The sequence below is a fragment of the Citrobacter sp. Cf072 genome (assembly GCF_030334485.1).
Classification (GTDB): domain Bacteria; phylum Pseudomonadota; class Gammaproteobacteria; order Enterobacterales; family Enterobacteriaceae; genus Citrobacter; species Citrobacter freundii.
In genome coordinates, this window is the sequence record NZ_JAOWDX010000045.1 from 572,263 (window position 1) to 587,771 (window position 15,509).

Annotated in this window: 14 protein-coding genes and 1 other RNA gene; 7 read left to right on the forward strand and 8 right to left on the reverse strand. The window is 54.1% G+C overall.

Annotation, left to right across the window (positions count from 1 at the left end):
• Positions 1–37 precede the first annotated feature (37 nt).
• Together OGX66_RS15120 and srsR are read left to right on the forward strand one after the other, a co-directional pair.
• A complete protein-coding gene (locus OGX66_RS15120) occupies positions 38–784 on the forward strand; it encodes an oxidative stress defense protein (protein WP_003027002.1) in 747 nt (248 codons plus the stop codon).
• A gap of 123 nt (positions 785–907) precedes the next feature.
• Positions 908–1,804 (forward strand): LysR family transcriptional regulator SrsR, encoded by an 897-nt coding sequence (gene srsR / locus OGX66_RS15125; RefSeq protein WP_003026999.1) that lies wholly within the window; start codon positions 908–910, stop codon positions 1,802–1,804.
• On the opposite strand, the gene scpC is transcribed toward srsR, so the two are convergent.
• The 5 genes from scpC to argP form a co-directional block, all read right to left on the reverse strand.
• The gene (gene scpC, locus OGX66_RS15130; RefSeq protein WP_088903079.1) at positions 1,801–3,267 is read right to left on the reverse strand and encodes a succinyl-CoA:acetate CoA-transferase ScpC; all 1,467 of its coding nucleotides are present in this window, start codon (positions 3,265–3,267) and stop codon (positions 1,801–1,803) included. The genes srsR and scpC overlap by 4 nt on opposite strands.
• Before the next feature lie 24 nt (positions 3,268–3,291).
• Positions 3,292–4,077: a methylmalonyl-CoA decarboxylase gene (gene scpB / locus OGX66_RS15135; RefSeq protein WP_003026994.1), complete on the reverse strand. Its 786-nt coding sequence runs from the start codon at positions 4,075–4,077 to the stop codon at positions 3,292–3,294.
• A 10-nt stretch (positions 4,078–4,087) separates the two neighbouring features.
• Positions 4,088–5,083 (reverse strand): methylmalonyl Co-A mutase-associated GTPase MeaB, encoded by a 996-nt coding sequence (gene meaB, locus OGX66_RS15140; RefSeq protein ID WP_088903080.1) that lies wholly within the window; start codon positions 5,081–5,083, stop codon positions 4,088–4,090.
• Positions 5,076–7,220, reverse strand: a complete 2,145-nt coding sequence (gene scpA, locus OGX66_RS15145; RefSeq protein ID WP_286511765.1) for a methylmalonyl-CoA mutase — start codon at positions 7,218–7,220, stop codon at positions 5,076–5,078. Before scpA ends, meaB begins: the two co-directional genes overlap by 8 nt.
• A gap of 232 nt (positions 7,221–7,452) precedes the next feature.
• Positions 7,453–8,346, reverse strand: a complete 894-nt coding sequence (gene argP / locus OGX66_RS15150; protein ID WP_003026988.1) for a DNA-binding transcriptional regulator ArgP — start codon at positions 8,344–8,346, stop codon at positions 7,453–7,455.
• 170 nt (positions 8,347–8,516) lie between these two features.
• On the opposite strand from argP, the gene rpiA reads away from it, so the two are divergent.
• A complete protein-coding gene (gene rpiA / locus OGX66_RS15155) occupies positions 8,517–9,176 on the forward strand; it encodes a ribose-5-phosphate isomerase RpiA (protein ID WP_003026986.1) in 660 nt (219 codons plus the stop codon).
• A 271-nt stretch (positions 9,177–9,447) separates the two neighbouring features.
• On the forward strand, positions 9,448–10,680 hold the full coding sequence (serA, locus tag OGX66_RS15160) for a phosphoglycerate dehydrogenase (RefSeq protein WP_003026984.1): 1,233 nt from the start codon (positions 9,448–9,450) through the stop codon (positions 10,678–10,680).
• Positions 10,681–11,059: 379 nt separating this feature from the next.
• Here the strand turns inward: serA and OGX66_RS15165 are convergent, their stop codons facing one another.
• The 3 genes from OGX66_RS15165 to zapA all read right to left on the reverse strand — a co-directional run bounded on the left by OGX66_RS15165 (position 11,060) and on the right by zapA (position 12,230).
• The gene (locus OGX66_RS15165) at positions 11,060–11,656 is read right to left on the reverse strand and encodes a 5-formyltetrahydrofolate cyclo-ligase (protein WP_046670315.1); all 597 of its coding nucleotides are present in this window, start codon (positions 11,654–11,656) and stop codon (positions 11,060–11,062) included.
• Positions 11,657–11,675: 19 nt separating this feature from the next.
• Positions 11,676–11,859: non-coding RNA, 6S RNA (gene ssrS / locus OGX66_RS15170), on the reverse strand.
• Between the two features lie 41 nt (positions 11,860–11,900).
• The gene (zapA, locus tag OGX66_RS15175) at positions 11,901–12,230 is read right to left on the reverse strand and encodes a cell division protein ZapA (protein WP_003026980.1); all 330 of its coding nucleotides are present in this window, start codon (positions 12,228–12,230) and stop codon (positions 11,901–11,903) included.
• 167 nt (positions 12,231–12,397) lie between these two features.
• On the opposite strand from zapA, the gene OGX66_RS15180 reads away from it, so the two are divergent.
• Genes OGX66_RS15180 through ubiH form a run of 3 tightly spaced genes read left to right on the forward strand, consistent with a single transcriptional unit; the run spans position 12,398 to position 15,501 of the window.
• Positions 12,398–12,976, forward strand: coding sequence for a YecA/YgfB family protein (locus tag OGX66_RS15180; RefSeq protein ID WP_003026978.1), 579 nt, complete (start codon positions 12,398–12,400; stop codon positions 12,974–12,976).
• 24 nt (positions 12,977–13,000) lie between these two features.
• Positions 13,001–14,326: a Xaa-Pro aminopeptidase gene (pepP, locus tag OGX66_RS15185; protein ID WP_003846386.1), complete on the forward strand. Its 1,326-nt coding sequence runs from the start codon at positions 13,001–13,003 to the stop codon at positions 14,324–14,326.
• Positions 14,323–15,501, forward strand: a complete 1,179-nt coding sequence (ubiH, locus tag OGX66_RS15190) for a 2-octaprenyl-6-methoxyphenyl hydroxylase (RefSeq protein ID WP_049001579.1) — start codon at positions 14,323–14,325, stop codon at positions 15,499–15,501. The genes pepP and ubiH overlap by 4 nt, the downstream gene beginning before the upstream one ends.
• The last annotated feature ends 8 nt before the right edge of the window (positions 15,502–15,509 follow it).

A 15,509-nucleotide genomic window follows, 5' to 3' on the forward strand; every position in this document is an offset into this window, starting at 1 on the left:
AGTTTCGGGGTAATTATTGAAACATGGAGGAACGACCGTGAAGTTCAAAATAATGGCCCTGGCGGCATTAGTCGGATTCAGCGCACTATCGGTACAGGCAAATGAGCTGCCAAATGGACCGCACATCGTGACTTCCGGAACAGCAAGCGTGGATGCGACACCAGACATCGCTACGCTGGCAATTGAAGTGAACGTTGCTGCCAAGGATGCGGCTTCAGCGAAGAAGCAGGCCGATGAGCGCGTGGCGCAATATCTGTCCTTCCTTGAACAGAACCAGATAGCGAAGAAAGACATTAGCGCGGCCAACCTGCGTACCCAGCCGGATTACGACTACCAGAACGGTAAAAGTATCCTCAAAGGGTATCGTGCGGTGCGCACCGTTGAAGTCACGCTGCGTCAGCTGGACAAACTTAACGCTCTGCTCGATGGCGCGCTGAAGGCTGGTCTGAATGAGATCCGTTCGGTATCGCTTGGTGTTGCCCAACCGGATGCTTACAAAGATAAAGCGCGTAAAGCGGCAATTGATGATGCTATTCATCAGGCAGAACAACTGGCTGCGGGCTTCAATAGCAAACTTGGCCCGGTGTACAGCGTGCGCTACCACGTTTCCAATTATCAGCCTAGCCCGATGGTACGGATGATGAAAGCAGATGCCGCACCTGCTGCTTCTGCTCAGGAAACCTACGAACAGCCGGTTATTCAGTTTGACGATCAGGTTGATGTCGTCTTCCAGATTGAGCCGACGGCGGGGCAACCAGCCGCAACGCCAGCCAAAACTCAGTAATTGTTGCAGACCCGGCTTTCCAGCCGGGTTTTTTCTGTGAGCAACTGTAAAAATGAGACTTCACATCCGGTCTTTTTTTTCGCCGTAATGAGGATAGGCCATAGCGATTTTTAAGGGGACGCTATGGATATTTTTATCTCGAAAAAGATGCGTAATTTCATTCTGCTGGCGCAAACCAATAACATCGCCAGAGCGGCAGAAAAAATACATATGACCGCATCGCCCTTCGGTAAAAGCATTGCTGCACTGGAAGATCAAATCGGTTATACGCTGTTTACCCGCAAAGATAACAACATCAGCCTGAATAAAGCAGGACAAGAGCTGTATCAGAAGCTATTTCCCGTTTATCAGCGCCTCTCTGCCATTGATAACGAAATCCATAACGCCTCTCGCCGCTCGCGGGAAATCGTTATCGGCATCGACAATACCTACCCGACGATTATTTTTGACCAGTTGATTAGCCTTGGTGACAAGTATGACGGTGTGACGGCTCAGGCCGTTGAATTCAGTGAGAATGGGGTGATTGATAACCTGTTTGATCGCAAACTGGATTTTATTATCTCGCCGCAGCACGTTTCCCCCCGCGTGCAGGAGCTGGAAAATCTGGCGATCAGCGAACTGCCTCCGCTGCGTCTGGGGTTTCTCGTTTCCCGGCGCTATGAAGAAAAACAGCCGCAGGATCTGCTGCGCGAGCTGCCCTGGCTGCAAATGCGCTTCCAGAATCGCGCCAACTTTGAGGCGATGCTGGATGCATACATGCGACCCTGCGGGATCAACCCGACGATTATCTATCGTCCGTACAGCTTTATGGCGAAGATTAGCGCGGTGGAGCGCGGGCAGTTTTTGACGGTGATCCCTCACTTCGCCTGGCGGCTGGTGAACCCGTCGACGCTGAAATATTTCGACGCGCCCGGCAGTCCCATGTATATGCAGGAGTTTCTCTATTCGCTGAAAAATCATCGCTATACCGCCACCATGCTCCAGCATATTGCTGAAGATCGTGACGGTAGTGCAAGTTAACCTAGCATCGAGCCTGTTTCGAGAAGGTTGCGATGCAGATCGAATGCATGGCTGAGATCGTGATGGATATGCCCGCCGGGTGCTTTCTCCAGATAGCGGTGCAAGTAATCTCTGTAAAGCGGATGCGCACAGTTATTGATAATCGTGTGCGCCCGCTGCATCGGAGATAACCCACGCAGATCGGCAATCCCTTGTTCGGTCACGATCACTTTAACGCTATGTTCGCTGTGGTCGACATGGCTGCACATCGGTACGATGGTTGAGATTTTCCCGCCTTTGGCAATCGACGGCGCCATAAAGATAGACAGGTAGGCGTTGCGCTCGAAATCCCCGCTGCCGCCGATGCCGTTCATCAGGTTCACCCCCGCAACGTGCGTGGAATTGGCATGACCGTAGATATCAAACTCCAGACCGACGTTGAGCGCAATAACCCCCAGTCGACGGATGATTTCCGGGTTATTGGAGATCTCCTGCGGGCGCAATACAATCCGGCTGGCGAAGAAGTCCATGTTGTCGTAAATCTTCTGTAGCGACGGGGCTGAAATGGTCAGGCTGGAGGCGCTGGCACCGGTTATCTTGCCCGTTTTCAGCAGATGCACCACCGACTCCTGCAACACCTCCGAATACATCATAAAGGGCGGGATATCCGGGTTCTCGCCCAGTCGAGCCATTACCGCGTTGTTGATATTGCCCACCCCGCTTTGTAAGGGCAGAAACTCAGCTGGAATGCGTTTGTGCGCCATTTCTGCCAGCAGAAAAGAGACTACGTTATCGGCAATTTGTTGGCTGACCGGATTGGTTTTATCCGATGCATTTCCTGCATCGGGCAGTTCGGTATCCACCACCGCAACCACCTTTTTGGGGTCTATCTGTACGCACTGACTGCCTACGCGATCCATGGTATGAAAAATGGGTACGCTGTTACGCCGCGGCGGCGCACCGGGTATCACGATGTCGGCAAACTCCGCCACACGCGGATTATGGTAATGATTCAATTCAATGATCACTTTTTTCGCCCGCAGCAGCCAGGTGGGGGCATTACCGATACCGCTGGACAGCCAAATCCGGCCATCCGGCGCGATGGCTGAGGCTTCAATGACGGCAACATCGATCTCGCCAAAAAAGCCGTAATTAACCATTTGCGCCACTTCGCTCAAATGGAGATCGACAAACCTCACCTGGCCCTGATTAATTTTGTCGCGCAGGCCCGATGACGTTTGATAAGGCGCACGCCAGGAAACGGCATCCGCCGCGGATAGTACGTCATCAGCGGCGGCGCCAATTGATGCTCCGGTCAGCAGGCGGATCTGAAAAGGCTGTCCGTTCTGATGCTGTTCGCAGGCGCGTTGGGCAATTGCGGTGGGTAACGCTTTTGGCGAACCCGCGGGGGTAAAGCCGCTAAACGCCACCATATCATCGTGCTGGATAATTTCTGCCGCCTGTTCGGCGCTCATCCGTTTCATGGCCGTCTCCTTCCTCAGACGTGATTAATGGCCGACAAAATTAGGTTTACGTTTTTCCATAAACGCGTTCATCCCTTCCTGATAATCCTCGCTGTCGTACACCGCGCGGCGCATGCCCTGAATGCGCTCGAACTCATCGGAATTCATGGTGTGCGCTTCACCCAGCACGCGCAGCTCTTCTTTAATGACTGCGATCGCCAGTGGTGCTTTCTCCGAGATGTGGTGCGCCATTTGCAGAGTAAAATCCTCCAGTTCGTCTACAGGAACCACATGGTTGAGGATCCCGACGGCCATCGCACGCTGAGCGGTAATCGGCGAAGCGGTAAAAATCAGCTCTTTCACGATGTGAAAACCGGCGTCGCGAGTCAGGTTGTGGATGCCGACCAGGTTATACGGCACGCCGAGGTTGACCGGGGTCATCGAGAAGGTGGATGTTTCAGCGGCGATGATCAGATCGGAACTCATGATCATCTCAAATGCGCCGCCCCAGACGCTGCCTTCAACCATAGAGATCACCGGTTTTGGATATTTTTGGATCATGCGGGTTATCTGACGCAGCGGATCGTCATAGGAGAGCGGATCGCGACGTCCGGTCGGGAGTTCATGAATATCATGCCCGGCGGAGAAAACTTTGGCTCCACTCGGAGCGCGCAGAATGATGCAGCGAATGTCCGCACGATTGAGATCGCTCAGCGCCTGCATCAGATCGTCAATAAACACTTTACTCAGGGCATTGAGCTTGCGGGCGTAATTGAACTCAATAACCGCGACTTTCTGGATGATGACCACGTTGACGTATTGATAAGACATAATGTTCTCTTTATTTAAAGTAATGATGCTGGATAAATTCGCTGATGTGCCGCAGACCGGTGCGCGGCGACAGATCATTGTTTTTGACAGCCTGTAGCGTCTGCTGGAAATAGCGGTCGAAATCAGTCCGCGCAAACAGCAGATGTAGGGCTTCTTCTTCAGCCTGCTGGTGTAACCAGTCCACCGCCTGCTGCTGGCGAACTTTTTCCAGTCGACCGCTGGCAGTAAGGCACGTTTTAAAGTCGGTTATCGCCTGCCAGACCTCCTCAATACCGCGTTTTTCCAGAGCGCTACAGGTCAGAACCAGCGGCTGCCACTCGTCATATTTACGGCGCAGAATATGCAGGGCGGATTCGTACATATGGCGGGCGATGGCCACGCTGGCATGGTTCTCACCGTCGTCCTTGTTGATGACGACCAGATCCGCCATTTCCATCAGACCTTTCTTGATGCCTTGCAAATCGTCGCCACCGCCAGCGATTTGCAGGGAGATAAAGCAATCCACCATGCCTGCGACTTCAGTTTCTGACTGCCCAACGCCGACGGTTTCTACAATCACCACGTCAAAGCCAGCCGCCTCGCACAACAGCATTAATTCGCGGGCGCGCTGGCTGGCTCCGCCTAAATGACCGCTGGAAGGGACCGGGCGAATAAACGCAGATTCGGCGCGAGACAGCTCCGTCATGCGGGTTTTATCGCCAAGAATGCTGCCGCCGCTGACCGGGCTGCTGGGATCGACGGCGATCACCGCCACCCGTAATCCGTGACGGATTAACAGCATGCCGAATGCTTCCAGAAAGGTGCTTTTGCCCGCGCCCGGCGTACCGGTTATCCCCAAACGCAGGGCGTTACCGGTGAACGGCATAATTGCGTCCAGCAACTGCGTACTCAGCGGCTGGTGGCGCGGGTGGCTGCTTTCGACCAGCGTCATTGCCTGGGCGAGCGTAGCCCGCTCGCCAAGCCGCAAGCGGCGGACGGTATCCTCAAGCGTGGCGGCGTTAATCATGATGCTGACTGATACGGATTAACACATCGCGGACGCTGTCGAGCATTGGCGTGCCGGGGCCATAAATGGCAGCCACACCATGCTCGTGCAGGAAGGCGTAATCCTGTGGCGGAATAACGCCTCCTGCTACCACGCAGATATCTTCACGCCCCCATTTTTTGAGCGCGGTAACCAGTTCCGGGATCAGCGTTTTATGACCTGCCGCCAGTGACGATGCGCCTATTACATGCACATCGTTTTCTACCGCCAGACGGGCGATCTCTTCTGGTGTGGAGAACATCGGACTGAGATCGACATCGAAGCCGAGATCGGAGTAGGCGCTGGCGATCACTTTCGCGCCGCGATCGTGACCATCCTGGCCCATCTTGGCGATCAGGATCCTCGGTCGGCGACCATTTTCCGCGAGGAACTGTTCGGTTTGCGCAACAATGGCGTCGAACTCATCGGCGGATTTGTCGGACTGGTGATAGCTTTGCGCAATCACGCCGGTGACGCACTGGCTGGGAACCAGATAGCGGTCAAAAGCGGTTTCCAGCGCGTCGGAGATCTCACCAAGCGTGGCGCGAACGCGGGCGGCGTTAACGGCGGCGGCCAGTAGATTTTCATTATGCTGCGCGGCGTGGGTCAGCGCCGCGAGTGCGGCATTGACGGCATCTGTGTCGCGAGTTGCACGGATATGCTGCAACGAGGCAATTTGCTCGTTTCGCACCTTCACGTTGTCGATTTCCAGTACCGACGTTTCGTCTTCTTTATCCAGCTTGTATTTGTTCACGCCGACGATAACGCGTTTACCCTGGTCGATCAGCGACTGCTCGCGCGCGGAAGCTTCTTCGATCATCCGTTTAGGGAGCCCGGCTTCGATCGCTTTCGCCATGCCGCCTGCCTCATCAATTTGTTTGATGATCGTGCGCGCTTGCTTCACGATTTGATCGGTGAGCGACTCGACGTAATACGATCCGGCCAGCGGATCGACGGTGCGGCAGAGCTCTGACTCTTCCTGAATGATGATCTGTGTATTACGCGCGATGCGGGCGGAGAAATCGGTGGGTAGCCCGAGCGCCTCATCAAAGGCGTTGGTATGCAGAGACTGGGTGCCGCCAAGCGTAGCGCCGAGCGCTTCAATGGTCGTGCGGATCACGTTGTTGTAAGGATCCTGCTCGGTCAGACTCCAGCCGGAGGTCTGGCAGTGGGTACGCAGAGCGAGAGATTTCGGGTTGTTTGCGCCAAAACCGCTGACTGCTTCACTCCACAAATAGCGAGCCGCACGCAGCATGGCGACGTTCATAAACAGATCCATGCCGATGCCGAAGAAGAATGACAGGCGCGGCGCGAAGTCATCAATTTTCAGCCCGGCAGACAGCGCGGCTTTGATGTACTCAATGCCGTCAGCCAGCGTAAACGCCACCTGCTGGACGCAGTTCGCCCCGGCTTCCCCCATGTGATAACCGCTGATACTGATGGTGTTATAGCGCGGCATATTGGCGGAACACCAGGCGATGATGTCGGCGATGATGCGCATTGAAGGTTTTGGCGGGTAAATGTAGGTATTGCGGCACAGGTACTCTTTCAGAATATCGTTCTGAATGGTCCCGGTGAGTTGCTCCGGCGTTACGCCTTGTTCTTCTGCAGCCACGATATAAAACGCCAGTACCGGCAGCACCGCGCCGTTCATGGTCATTGATACCGACATCTTATCCAGCGGAATCTGGTCGAACAGCACCTTCATATCTTCGACAGTATCGATCGCCACGCCCGCTTTGCCGACGTCACCTGCCACGCGCGGGTTGTCAGAGTCATAGCCGCGATGGGTGGCAAGGTCAAAGGCGACGGAAAGTCCTTTTTGCCCGGCGGCGAGGTTGCGGCGGTAAAAGGCGTTGGACTCTTTGGCGGTAGAGAAACCAGCGTACTGGCGAATGGTCCACGGCTGCGCGGTATACATGGTGGCGCGCGGGCCACGCACGTAAGGCGGTAGGCCGGGAAGAGTGCCCGTGACTTCCAGATTATCGAGGTCCGCTTCAGTGTACAGCGGCTTGATGGCAATTCCTTCCGCCGTCTGTCTTTCCAGCGATTCGACGGTTTTTTCCCGTCGACTGAATTCTTTATTAGCGAGTATTTGCCACTCCTGCACGTTTGCCATTTTTTGCTCCGTATTACGCAATAAGTTGAATCTTTGCGGATACGGTGAGCTTTTTCATTTGGCTTGTCGCCAGCAAAAAATAGCCAACAGGGCGTCGTTTTTTGCCGCATGGCGTGTTTGATTTTGTGATTTATTTCAAAGACGTGGCGGGAATAGCATGAATAGAGGGTAAAGGCTTGTCGGCCGGATAAGGCGTTACGCCGCCATCCGGCACTCTGGAGCAATAAACGGTTTAATCCTGACGCAACACCTTGTGCCCGTATTCCAGCAGCGCGTCGGTAACGTTGCGCATCATGCGGCTTTCCGGCGCAAAACGGTGCCAGTACAGCATCCGACGCTGGAACAGACCTGGCGTTAAGTCGATCAGCTCGCCGCTTTCGAGCTCTTTCTCAATCTGTAAGTGCGGGATCATGCAGCAGGTGGTGCCCTGACGCGCCAACTGGACGAAGGCTTCAGACGAGTTAACGATGTGGCACGGCACGCTGCCCGGCGGCAGGTCGAAGTTTTGTTGCAGGAACGCCTGGTGCATATCATCAAGATGGTCAAACGCTACCGCCGGGGCTTTCAGCAGGGCGGAGCGGGTGACGCCGTTAGGGAAATAACGTTCGGCGAAAGGTTTGGAGCCAACAAACAGGTAGTCCAGCGCGCCAAGTTTATCCACCAGACAGCTTGGCAGCGCCTGATGTTGGATACTCACCGCACCGACCACTTCACCACGACGCAGACGTTCCTGGGTGCGCGTTTCATCCTCAACCTGCAGGTTCAGCCGAATCGGTGAATTGGCCAGTACCGGGGCTAACGCCGGAAGCAACCAGGTCGCCAGACTGTCGGCGTTCACTGCCAGTGAGAGCAGCAGCGGCGTCGATCCGGTTTGTTCATCACCCAGCCACTCGTCTTCCAGCAGTTCAACCTGACGCAAAAGTGCCAGTAGTTTCTGCCCCTGTTCGGTTGGGCGTGGTGGTACGGTACGCACCAGCAGCGGTTGTCCGAACATATTCTCAAGCTGTTTTATGCGCTGTGAAACCGCGGATTGCGTGATGCACAGCTTTTGCGCCGCGCGCTCAAATCCTCGTTCACGAATAACCGCATCCAGTGCTTGTAGTGTTCTGTAGTCCGGACGTTTCATTGCTTTGACGCACTCCTGAAAATTTTGCTTGTTCTGCACTATGACACAAATTTAGGTTGGGTAAAGACGAAATCCGCTGCTTGCGAGCGGGTGTGGGGACATTTTTCTGCACAATGTTCTATAATGCGCGTGAATTTTCCCACCATATTCACACCACAGGCGAAACGATCATGACGCAGGATGAACTGAAAAAAGCAGTAGGATGGGCGGCACTTCAGTATGTACAGCCCGGTACCATTGTGGGCGTAGGTACAGGTTCAACAGCCGCACACTTTATTGATGCGCTGGGCACAATGAAAGGTCAGATTGAAGGTGCGGTATCCAGTTCGGACGCTTCAACCGAAAAACTCAAAAGCCTTGGCATCCACGTGTTCGATCTTAACGAAGTTGATAGTCTCGGCGTATACGTTGATGGCGCGGATGAAATCAACGGCCATATGCAGATGATCAAGGGCGGCGGTGCAGCGTTGACCCGTGAAAAAATCATTGCTTCCGTGGCGAAGAAATTTATCTGCATCGCGGATGCGTCCAAAGAAGTCGACATTCTCGGCAACTTCCCGCTGCCGGTTGAAGTGATCCCAATGGCGCGCAGCGCTGTGGCTCGCCAGTTGGTGAAGCTGGGTGGTCGTCCTGAATATCGTCAGGGCGTAGTGACGGACAACGGCAACGTGATCCTTGATGTACACGGTCTGGAGATCCTTGACGCCGTGGCCATGGAAAACGCCATCAATGCGATTCCGGGCGTGGTAACCGTCGGTCTGTTTGCCAACCGTGGTGCGGATGTCGCGCTGATCGGTACCCCAGACGGCGTGAAAACTATCGTAAAATGATCTGATGGGAGTGTCTTCTCCCGTTAAAAAAATTTTGGCAGGGCAAATTTGGTGACTTGTGTCACGTTTATAATATTGTCCTGCCGATCTCTCCAAAGAAAAAGTTATCGCCAGTATTTTCCTCTGACATTTCTCTCTGAATGACATTTCTTCAGCACGGCGACGCAAACGTTCATATTGCCGCAATATTATTTTTTGATATGTTGAAGAGGCGGATGAAAATCCCACACACAACACATCAGTTTGAACAAAAAAAGACAGGGTCGGGGAAATGGCAAAGGTATCACTGGAGAAAGATAAGATTAAATTTCTGCTGGTAGAAGGCGTGCATCAAAAAGCACTCGAAAGCCTTCGTGCAGCAGGTTATACCAACATCGAGTTTCACAAAGGTGCTCTGGACACTGAACAACTGAAAGAGTCCATCCGTGATGCCCACTTCATTGGCCTGCGATCCCGTACCCATCTGACTGAAGATGTGATTGACGCCGCAGAGAAACTGGTCGCGATTGGCTGCTTCTGTATCGGCACCAACCAGGTTGATCTGACCGCTGCGGCAAAGCGCGGGATCCCCGTGTTTAACGCGCCATTCTCTAACACGCGTTCCGTTGCGGAACTGGTGATTGGCGAACTGCTTCTCCTGCTACGCGGTGTACCCGAAGCGAACGCCAAAGCACACCGCGGCGTGTGGAACAAACTGGCTACCGGCTCCTTTGAAGCGCGTGGCAAAAAACTGGGGATCATCGGCTACGGCCACATTGGTACTCAGCTAGGCATTCTGGCGGAATCGCTGGGGATGCATGTCTATTTCTATGATATAGAAAATAAACTCCCACTCGGCAACGCCACGCAGGTGCAGCATCTTTCCGACCTGCTCAATATGAGCGACGTGGTCAGTTTGCACGTACCGGAAAATGCCTCCACCAAAAATCTGATGGGCGCGCGTGAGATTGCGTTGATGAAACCAGGCGCGCTGCTGATTAACGCCGCACGTGGTACGGTTGTTGATATTCCTGCGCTGTGCGACGCGTTAGCGACCAAGCACCTGGCAGGGGCGGCAATCGACGTATTCCCAACCGAGCCGGCAACCAACAGCGATCCTTTCACTTCGCCGCTGTGTGATTTCGACAACGTGATCCTGACGCCGCACATTGGTGGTTCAACGCTGGAAGCGCAGGAAAACATCGGTCTGGAAGTGGCTGGGAAACTGACCAAGTATTCCGATAACGGCTCTACGCTGTCTGCAGTTAACTTCCCGGAAGTTTCGCTGCCGCTACACGGCGGTCGTCGTCTGATGCACATTCACGAAAACCGTCCGGGCGTACTGACCGCGCTGAACCAGATTTTTGCCGAGCAGGGCGTCAACATTGCCGCACAGTATCTGCAGACTTCCGCACAGGTAGGTTACGTGGTTATTGATATTGAAGCGGATGAAGATGTGGCAGAGAAAGCGTTGCTGGCGATGAAAGCCCTCCCGGGTACTATTCGTGCTCGTCTGCTGTACTGATTTCCTCTACATGGGCAGGCGGTTGACCTGCCCATCTTTCCTCTGATTTTCCTGCCTTACTATCTCTTTGTGTAACGCATGCATTCCGTTTTCGACCCTTGCCGCAATTGGTAATTAAAGGCTGCGCTCTGCGTTGTACATCAATAAAAGGAATTTACGATAGGGGCTCAGCATCGTGCTGAAACGGGAAAGCCCCTACCGAAGCAGGGGCTTTAAAAAGGAAAGGGACGATGATGAGATACGTCATCATGCTGCTGATCCTGTTAATCATCGCTTCGCCAGCATATTAACAGAGAGTACGCAGGAGGGAGGCTCGCCTCCCTCACCCTTCGCCGAGAAAGTTAGTTTAAAAAAACGGCGCTGTCAATCGACAAAAAAGCTACCATTCCCATACTTTTGATGGCGTCACCACCGCAGGTAGCGGGATATCCCATTCTTCAACAGGCAGCTTTTCTACTCGCTGACAATCGTGCGCGTAGCCTACGGGCTGGATCTTATGCTGCTGCCAGTTTTGTAGCGTGCGGTCATAAAATCCGCCGCCCATGCCCAGGCGTTGCCCATATTCATCAAACGCCACTAACGGCGTAATCAGTACATCCAGCTGTGACAGCGGTAATACGTCACGTACATCAAGTCGTGGTTCCTGGATCTTTAAGCGATTGGTTACCAGGTCGCTATGCGGATGATAGTGCAGGAACAGCAAATTACCGGCGCTGAAGGGATGAAGAACCGGAAGATAAACGCGCTTGCCCGCTCGCCACAGCTGATCTATTAGCGGCTGGGTATCGAGTTCGCCATCGAACGAGAGGAATACTGCCACCGTATGAGCGAGTACAACAGGGGGAAAGCTGAGCATTCGGGTCGCGGCTTGCTGACCGTATTGTCGTTGCTGTTCGGAGGTAAGCGCACGACGACGCTGCCGAATCAGTTGACGAATTTCTTGCCGGGATAAAGGGAGTTCAGAAAGTAATGTCATGGCTGTTGCCAGGTAGAAGGGAATCTCCGAGATGCCGCCGCAGGCTGTAACCCTTGAACCCTTGGTTCAAGGTGAATGTGTCGTCACAGTTTTAAGGCTTCTCGGACGGGCCGAGCATGCTCACCAACCGTGGAGCGCCACATTCTTGTGGTATGAAATATCGGCTCAGGGGACTGGCCCGCTTGCAAACATCTCAGAGAAATTTTGTCTTCACGGTCACTCTACCACAGTAAACCGAAAAGTGTTATTCAAAGTTTTGGCCCGTTTTTTCGGTTATGCGACCCTGATCAAGCAACGCCTGTTCGATGGTCTGTTGTAGCATCCGAATACGTTGTTCCATGCTCGCCGCGTACTCACGCGTCTTCGCTTTTTCCTGAGTTAATTCATAGCTGATGTTCAACGCGGCGATGAAAACCAACTGCTCAGTATTTGTGACTCTAGTGCGAACTTTCAGATCTTGCAATCGCTGATTGAGATCGTCCGCAGCCTGATTCAACGCATCCCTTTGTTCAGGCGGGCAATTCACTCGCAGTGAACGGCCAAATATTTGGATATCGACGGGTTGTGCAGACATGCCACCTTCCTGCTGATTGACTGCGCTGCCTTCGTCTCCAGACCGTGGGTCCGCGAAGGGGCGACACTATAGCTACCCTGGTATCAAGATACAAGCCCTTTTCTGGTCCACCAGGGTCCAAAGTGGTAGCATACCATGAATATTCCTCCCTTTGATGACGAATGCTTATGTCTATACAGAACGAAATGCCTGGTTACAACGAAGTTAGCCAGTTTTTGAACCAACAAGGGGCTGGATTAACCCCGGCCGAAATGCACGGCTTGATAAGCGGAATGATTTGTGGTGGAAACAACGACAGCTCATGGCAGCCGCTGTTGCACGACCTGACGAACGAAGGCCTGGCCTTTGGTCACGAGCTGGCTCAGGCGCTGCTGAAAATGCACTCTGCCACCAGCGATGCCCTCGAAGACGACGGCTTCCTTTTTCAGCTTTATCTGCCTGAAGGGGATGACGTCAGCGTGTTCGATCGCGCTGATGCGCTGGCGGGATGGGTAAACCACTTTTTGCTGGGCCTTGGCGTCACGCAGCCGAAGCTCGACAAAGTAACCGGCGAAACCGGGGAAGCGATTGACGACCTGCGCAATATCGCGCAGTTAGGGTATGACGAAGACGAAGATCAGGAAGAGCTGGAAATGTCGCTCGAAGAGATCATCGAATACGTGCGCGTAGCCGCTTTGCTGTGTCATGACACGTTTACGCGTCAGCAGCCGACTGCACCGGAAGTCCGTAAACCGACTCTGCACTAAGAACGAAACGCAAAGGAGAGTGTGATGAGCGAGATATCTCAGCAAGAATTCCAGCGTCGTCGCCAGGCTTTACTGGCACAAATGCAGCCCGGCAGCGCCGCGCTGATTTTTGCTGCGCCTGAAGCGACGCGCAGCGCGGACAGTGAATACCCGTACCGCCAAAGCAGTGATTTCTGGTACTTCACCGGTTTTAACGAACCTGAAGCTGTGCTGGTGCTGATTAAAAGCGATGACACTCATAACCATAGCGTTTTGTTCAATCGGGTTCGCGATCTGACGGCGGAGATCTGGTTTGGTCGCCGTCTGGGCCAGGATGCTGCCCCGGCAAAACTTGGCGTTGACCGAGCGCTGGCCTTCAGTGAAATCAACCAACAGCTGCACCTGTTGCTCAATGGCCTGGACGCGGTGTACCACGCGCAGGGCGAATATGCCTGGGCCGACGAGATTGTGTGCACGGCACTGGATAAACTGCGTAAAGGCTCCAGACAAAATCTGCACGCACCTGCCGCGATTATCGACTGGCGTCCAATGGTGCATGAGATGCGCCTGTTCAAATCACCGGAAGAGATTGCGGTCATGCGTCGTGCCGGAGAAATCACGGCGCTGGCGCATACCCGTGCGATGGAAAAATGCCGTCCGGGAATGTTTGAATACCAGTTAGAAGGGGAGATTCACCACGAATTTACCCGCCATGGTGCGCGTTATCCGTCCTATAACACGATTGTCGGCAGCGGTGAAAATGGCTGTATCCTGCATTACACCGAAAATGAAAGTGAAATGCGCGATGGCGATTTGGTGCTGATCGACGCTGGCTGTGAATACAAAGGCTATGCGGGCGACATTACGCGTACCTTTCCGGTAAATGGCAAATTTACCCCAGCACAGCGTGAAATCTACGATATCGTGCTGGAATCCTTAGAAACCAGCCTGCGTCTGTATCGTCCCGGAACGTCCATTCAGGAAGTCACTGGTGAAGTGGTGCGCATCATGATTACGGGTCTGGTGAAACTCGGTATTTTGCACGGTGATGTCGATCAGTTGATTACCGAAAATGCACATCGCCCATTCTTTATGCATGGTCTAAGCCACTGGCTTGGGCTGGATGTGCACGACGTCGGCGTTTATGGTCAGGACCGTTCACGTATTCTTGAGCCGGGAATGGTGCTCACCGTCGAGCCGGGACTGTATATCGCGCCGGACGCCGATGTACCGCCGGCTTATCGTGGTATCGGCATTCGTATTGAGGATGACATCCTCATCACCGAGGACGGCAATGAAAACCTGACCGCCAGCGTAGTGAAGAAAGCGGATGACATTGAAGCATTAATGGCTGCGGCGCGACTGCAATGAGCGTGATTATCGTTGGTGGTGGTATGGTTGGCGCGACGCTGGCGTTGGCCATTTCTCAGCTCAGCCATGGGACTCTGCCGGTTCATCTGATAGAAGCGAGCGAACCTGAAACTGACCGCCATCCCGGGTTTGATGCCAGGGCGATCGCTCTGGCGGCAGGAACCTGCCAACAGCTGGCGCGAATTGGCGTATGGCAGGCGATTGCCGATTGCGCAACGGCCATTAAAACGGTTCACGTCAGCGATCGCGGTCATGCCGGATTTGTGACGCTGGATGCGCAGGAATACCGTATTCCGGCTCTGGGCCAGGTGGTAGAACTGCACGACGTCGGGCTGCGTCTGTTTGCGCTGCTGCGCAAAGCACCGGGCGTCACATTGCACTGCCCCGATCGCGTAGCCAGCGTGTCGCGCACGCAGGAGCGCGTAGAAGTTACGCTGGAAAATGGCGAAATGATTGATGGTCGCCTGCTGGTGGCCGCCGACGGTACGCGCTCCGCACTGGCTACCGCCTGCGGTGTTGACTGGCTGCAACAGCCTTATGAGCAACTGGCGGTAATTGCCAACGTTACGACCTCTGTACCGCACGACGGGCGAGCGTTTGAACGCTTCACGCAATATGGTCCGCTGGCAATGCTTCCGATGTCTGACGGTCGCTGCTCGTTGGTGTGGTGCCATCCGCTGGAGCAGCGTGATGAGATTATGGCTTGGTCTGACGAACAGTTTTGTCGTGAACTACAAACCGCTTTTGGCTGGCGACTGGGACGTATTACCCAGGCCGGTAAACGCAGCGCCTATCCGCTTTCGTTAACTACAGCGCTGAAGGCGATTACCCATCGTACCGTGCTGGTAGGGAACGCCGCCCAGACGCTGCATCCCATTGCCGGGCAAGGTTTCAACCTGGGCCTGCGTGACGTAATGAGCCTGGCTGAGACGTTGACGCAGGCGGAAAACGGCGCGGAAGATGTGGGTGATTATGCGGTGCTGGCTCGCTATCAGCAGCGCCGCGAGAGCGATCGTGATACGACGATTGGTGTGACCAATAATTTAGTGTATTTGTTTGCCAATCACTGGGCCCCGCTGGTTGTTGGGCGTAATGCCGGGCTGATGGCGATGGAATTATTCCCCCCTGCGCGCGATGCGCTGGCGGAGCGGACCCTGGGCTGGGTTGCGCGCTAAATATAACC

Coding starts and splice junctions, on each gene's coding strand:
- meaB (WP_088903080.1), bottom strand. CDS start 5,083: ATGATTAACGCCGCCACGCTTGAGGATACCGTCCGCCGCTTGCGGCTT.
- OGX66_RS15180 (WP_003026978.1), top strand. CDS start 12,398: ATGTCTATACAGAACGAAATGCCTGGTTACAACGAAGTTAGCCAGTTT.
- serA (WP_003026984.1), top strand. CDS start 9,448: ATGGCAAAGGTATCACTGGAGAAAGATAAGATTAAATTTCTGCTGGTA.
- srsR (WP_003026999.1), top strand. CDS start 908: ATGGATATTTTTATCTCGAAAAAGATGCGTAATTTCATTCTGCTGGCG.
- scpB (WP_003026994.1), bottom strand. CDS start 4,077: ATGTCTTATCAATACGTCAACGTGGTCATCATCCAGAAAGTCGCGGTT.
- zapA (WP_003026980.1), bottom strand. CDS start 12,230: ATGTCTGCACAACCCGTCGATATCCAAATATTTGGCCGTTCACTGCGA.
- rpiA (WP_003026986.1), top strand. CDS start 8,517: ATGACGCAGGATGAACTGAAAAAAGCAGTAGGATGGGCGGCACTTCAG.
- scpC (WP_088903079.1), bottom strand. CDS start 3,267: ATGAAACGGATGAGCGCCGAACAGGCGGCAGAAATTATCCAGCACGAT.
- pepP (WP_003846386.1), top strand. CDS start 13,001: ATGAGCGAGATATCTCAGCAAGAATTCCAGCGTCGTCGCCAGGCTTTA.
- scpA (WP_286511765.1), bottom strand. CDS start 7,220: ATGGCAAACGTGCAGGAGTGGCAAATACTCGCTAATAAAGAATTCAGT.
- OGX66_RS15165 (WP_046670315.1), bottom strand. CDS start 11,656: ATGACATTACTTTCTGAACTCCCTTTATCCCGGCAAGAAATTCGTCAA.
- ubiH (WP_049001579.1), top strand. CDS start 14,323: ATGAGCGTGATTATCGTTGGTGGTGGTATGGTTGGCGCGACGCTGGCG.
- argP (WP_003026988.1), bottom strand. CDS start 8,346: ATGAAACGTCCGGACTACAGAACACTACAAGCACTGGATGCGGTTATT.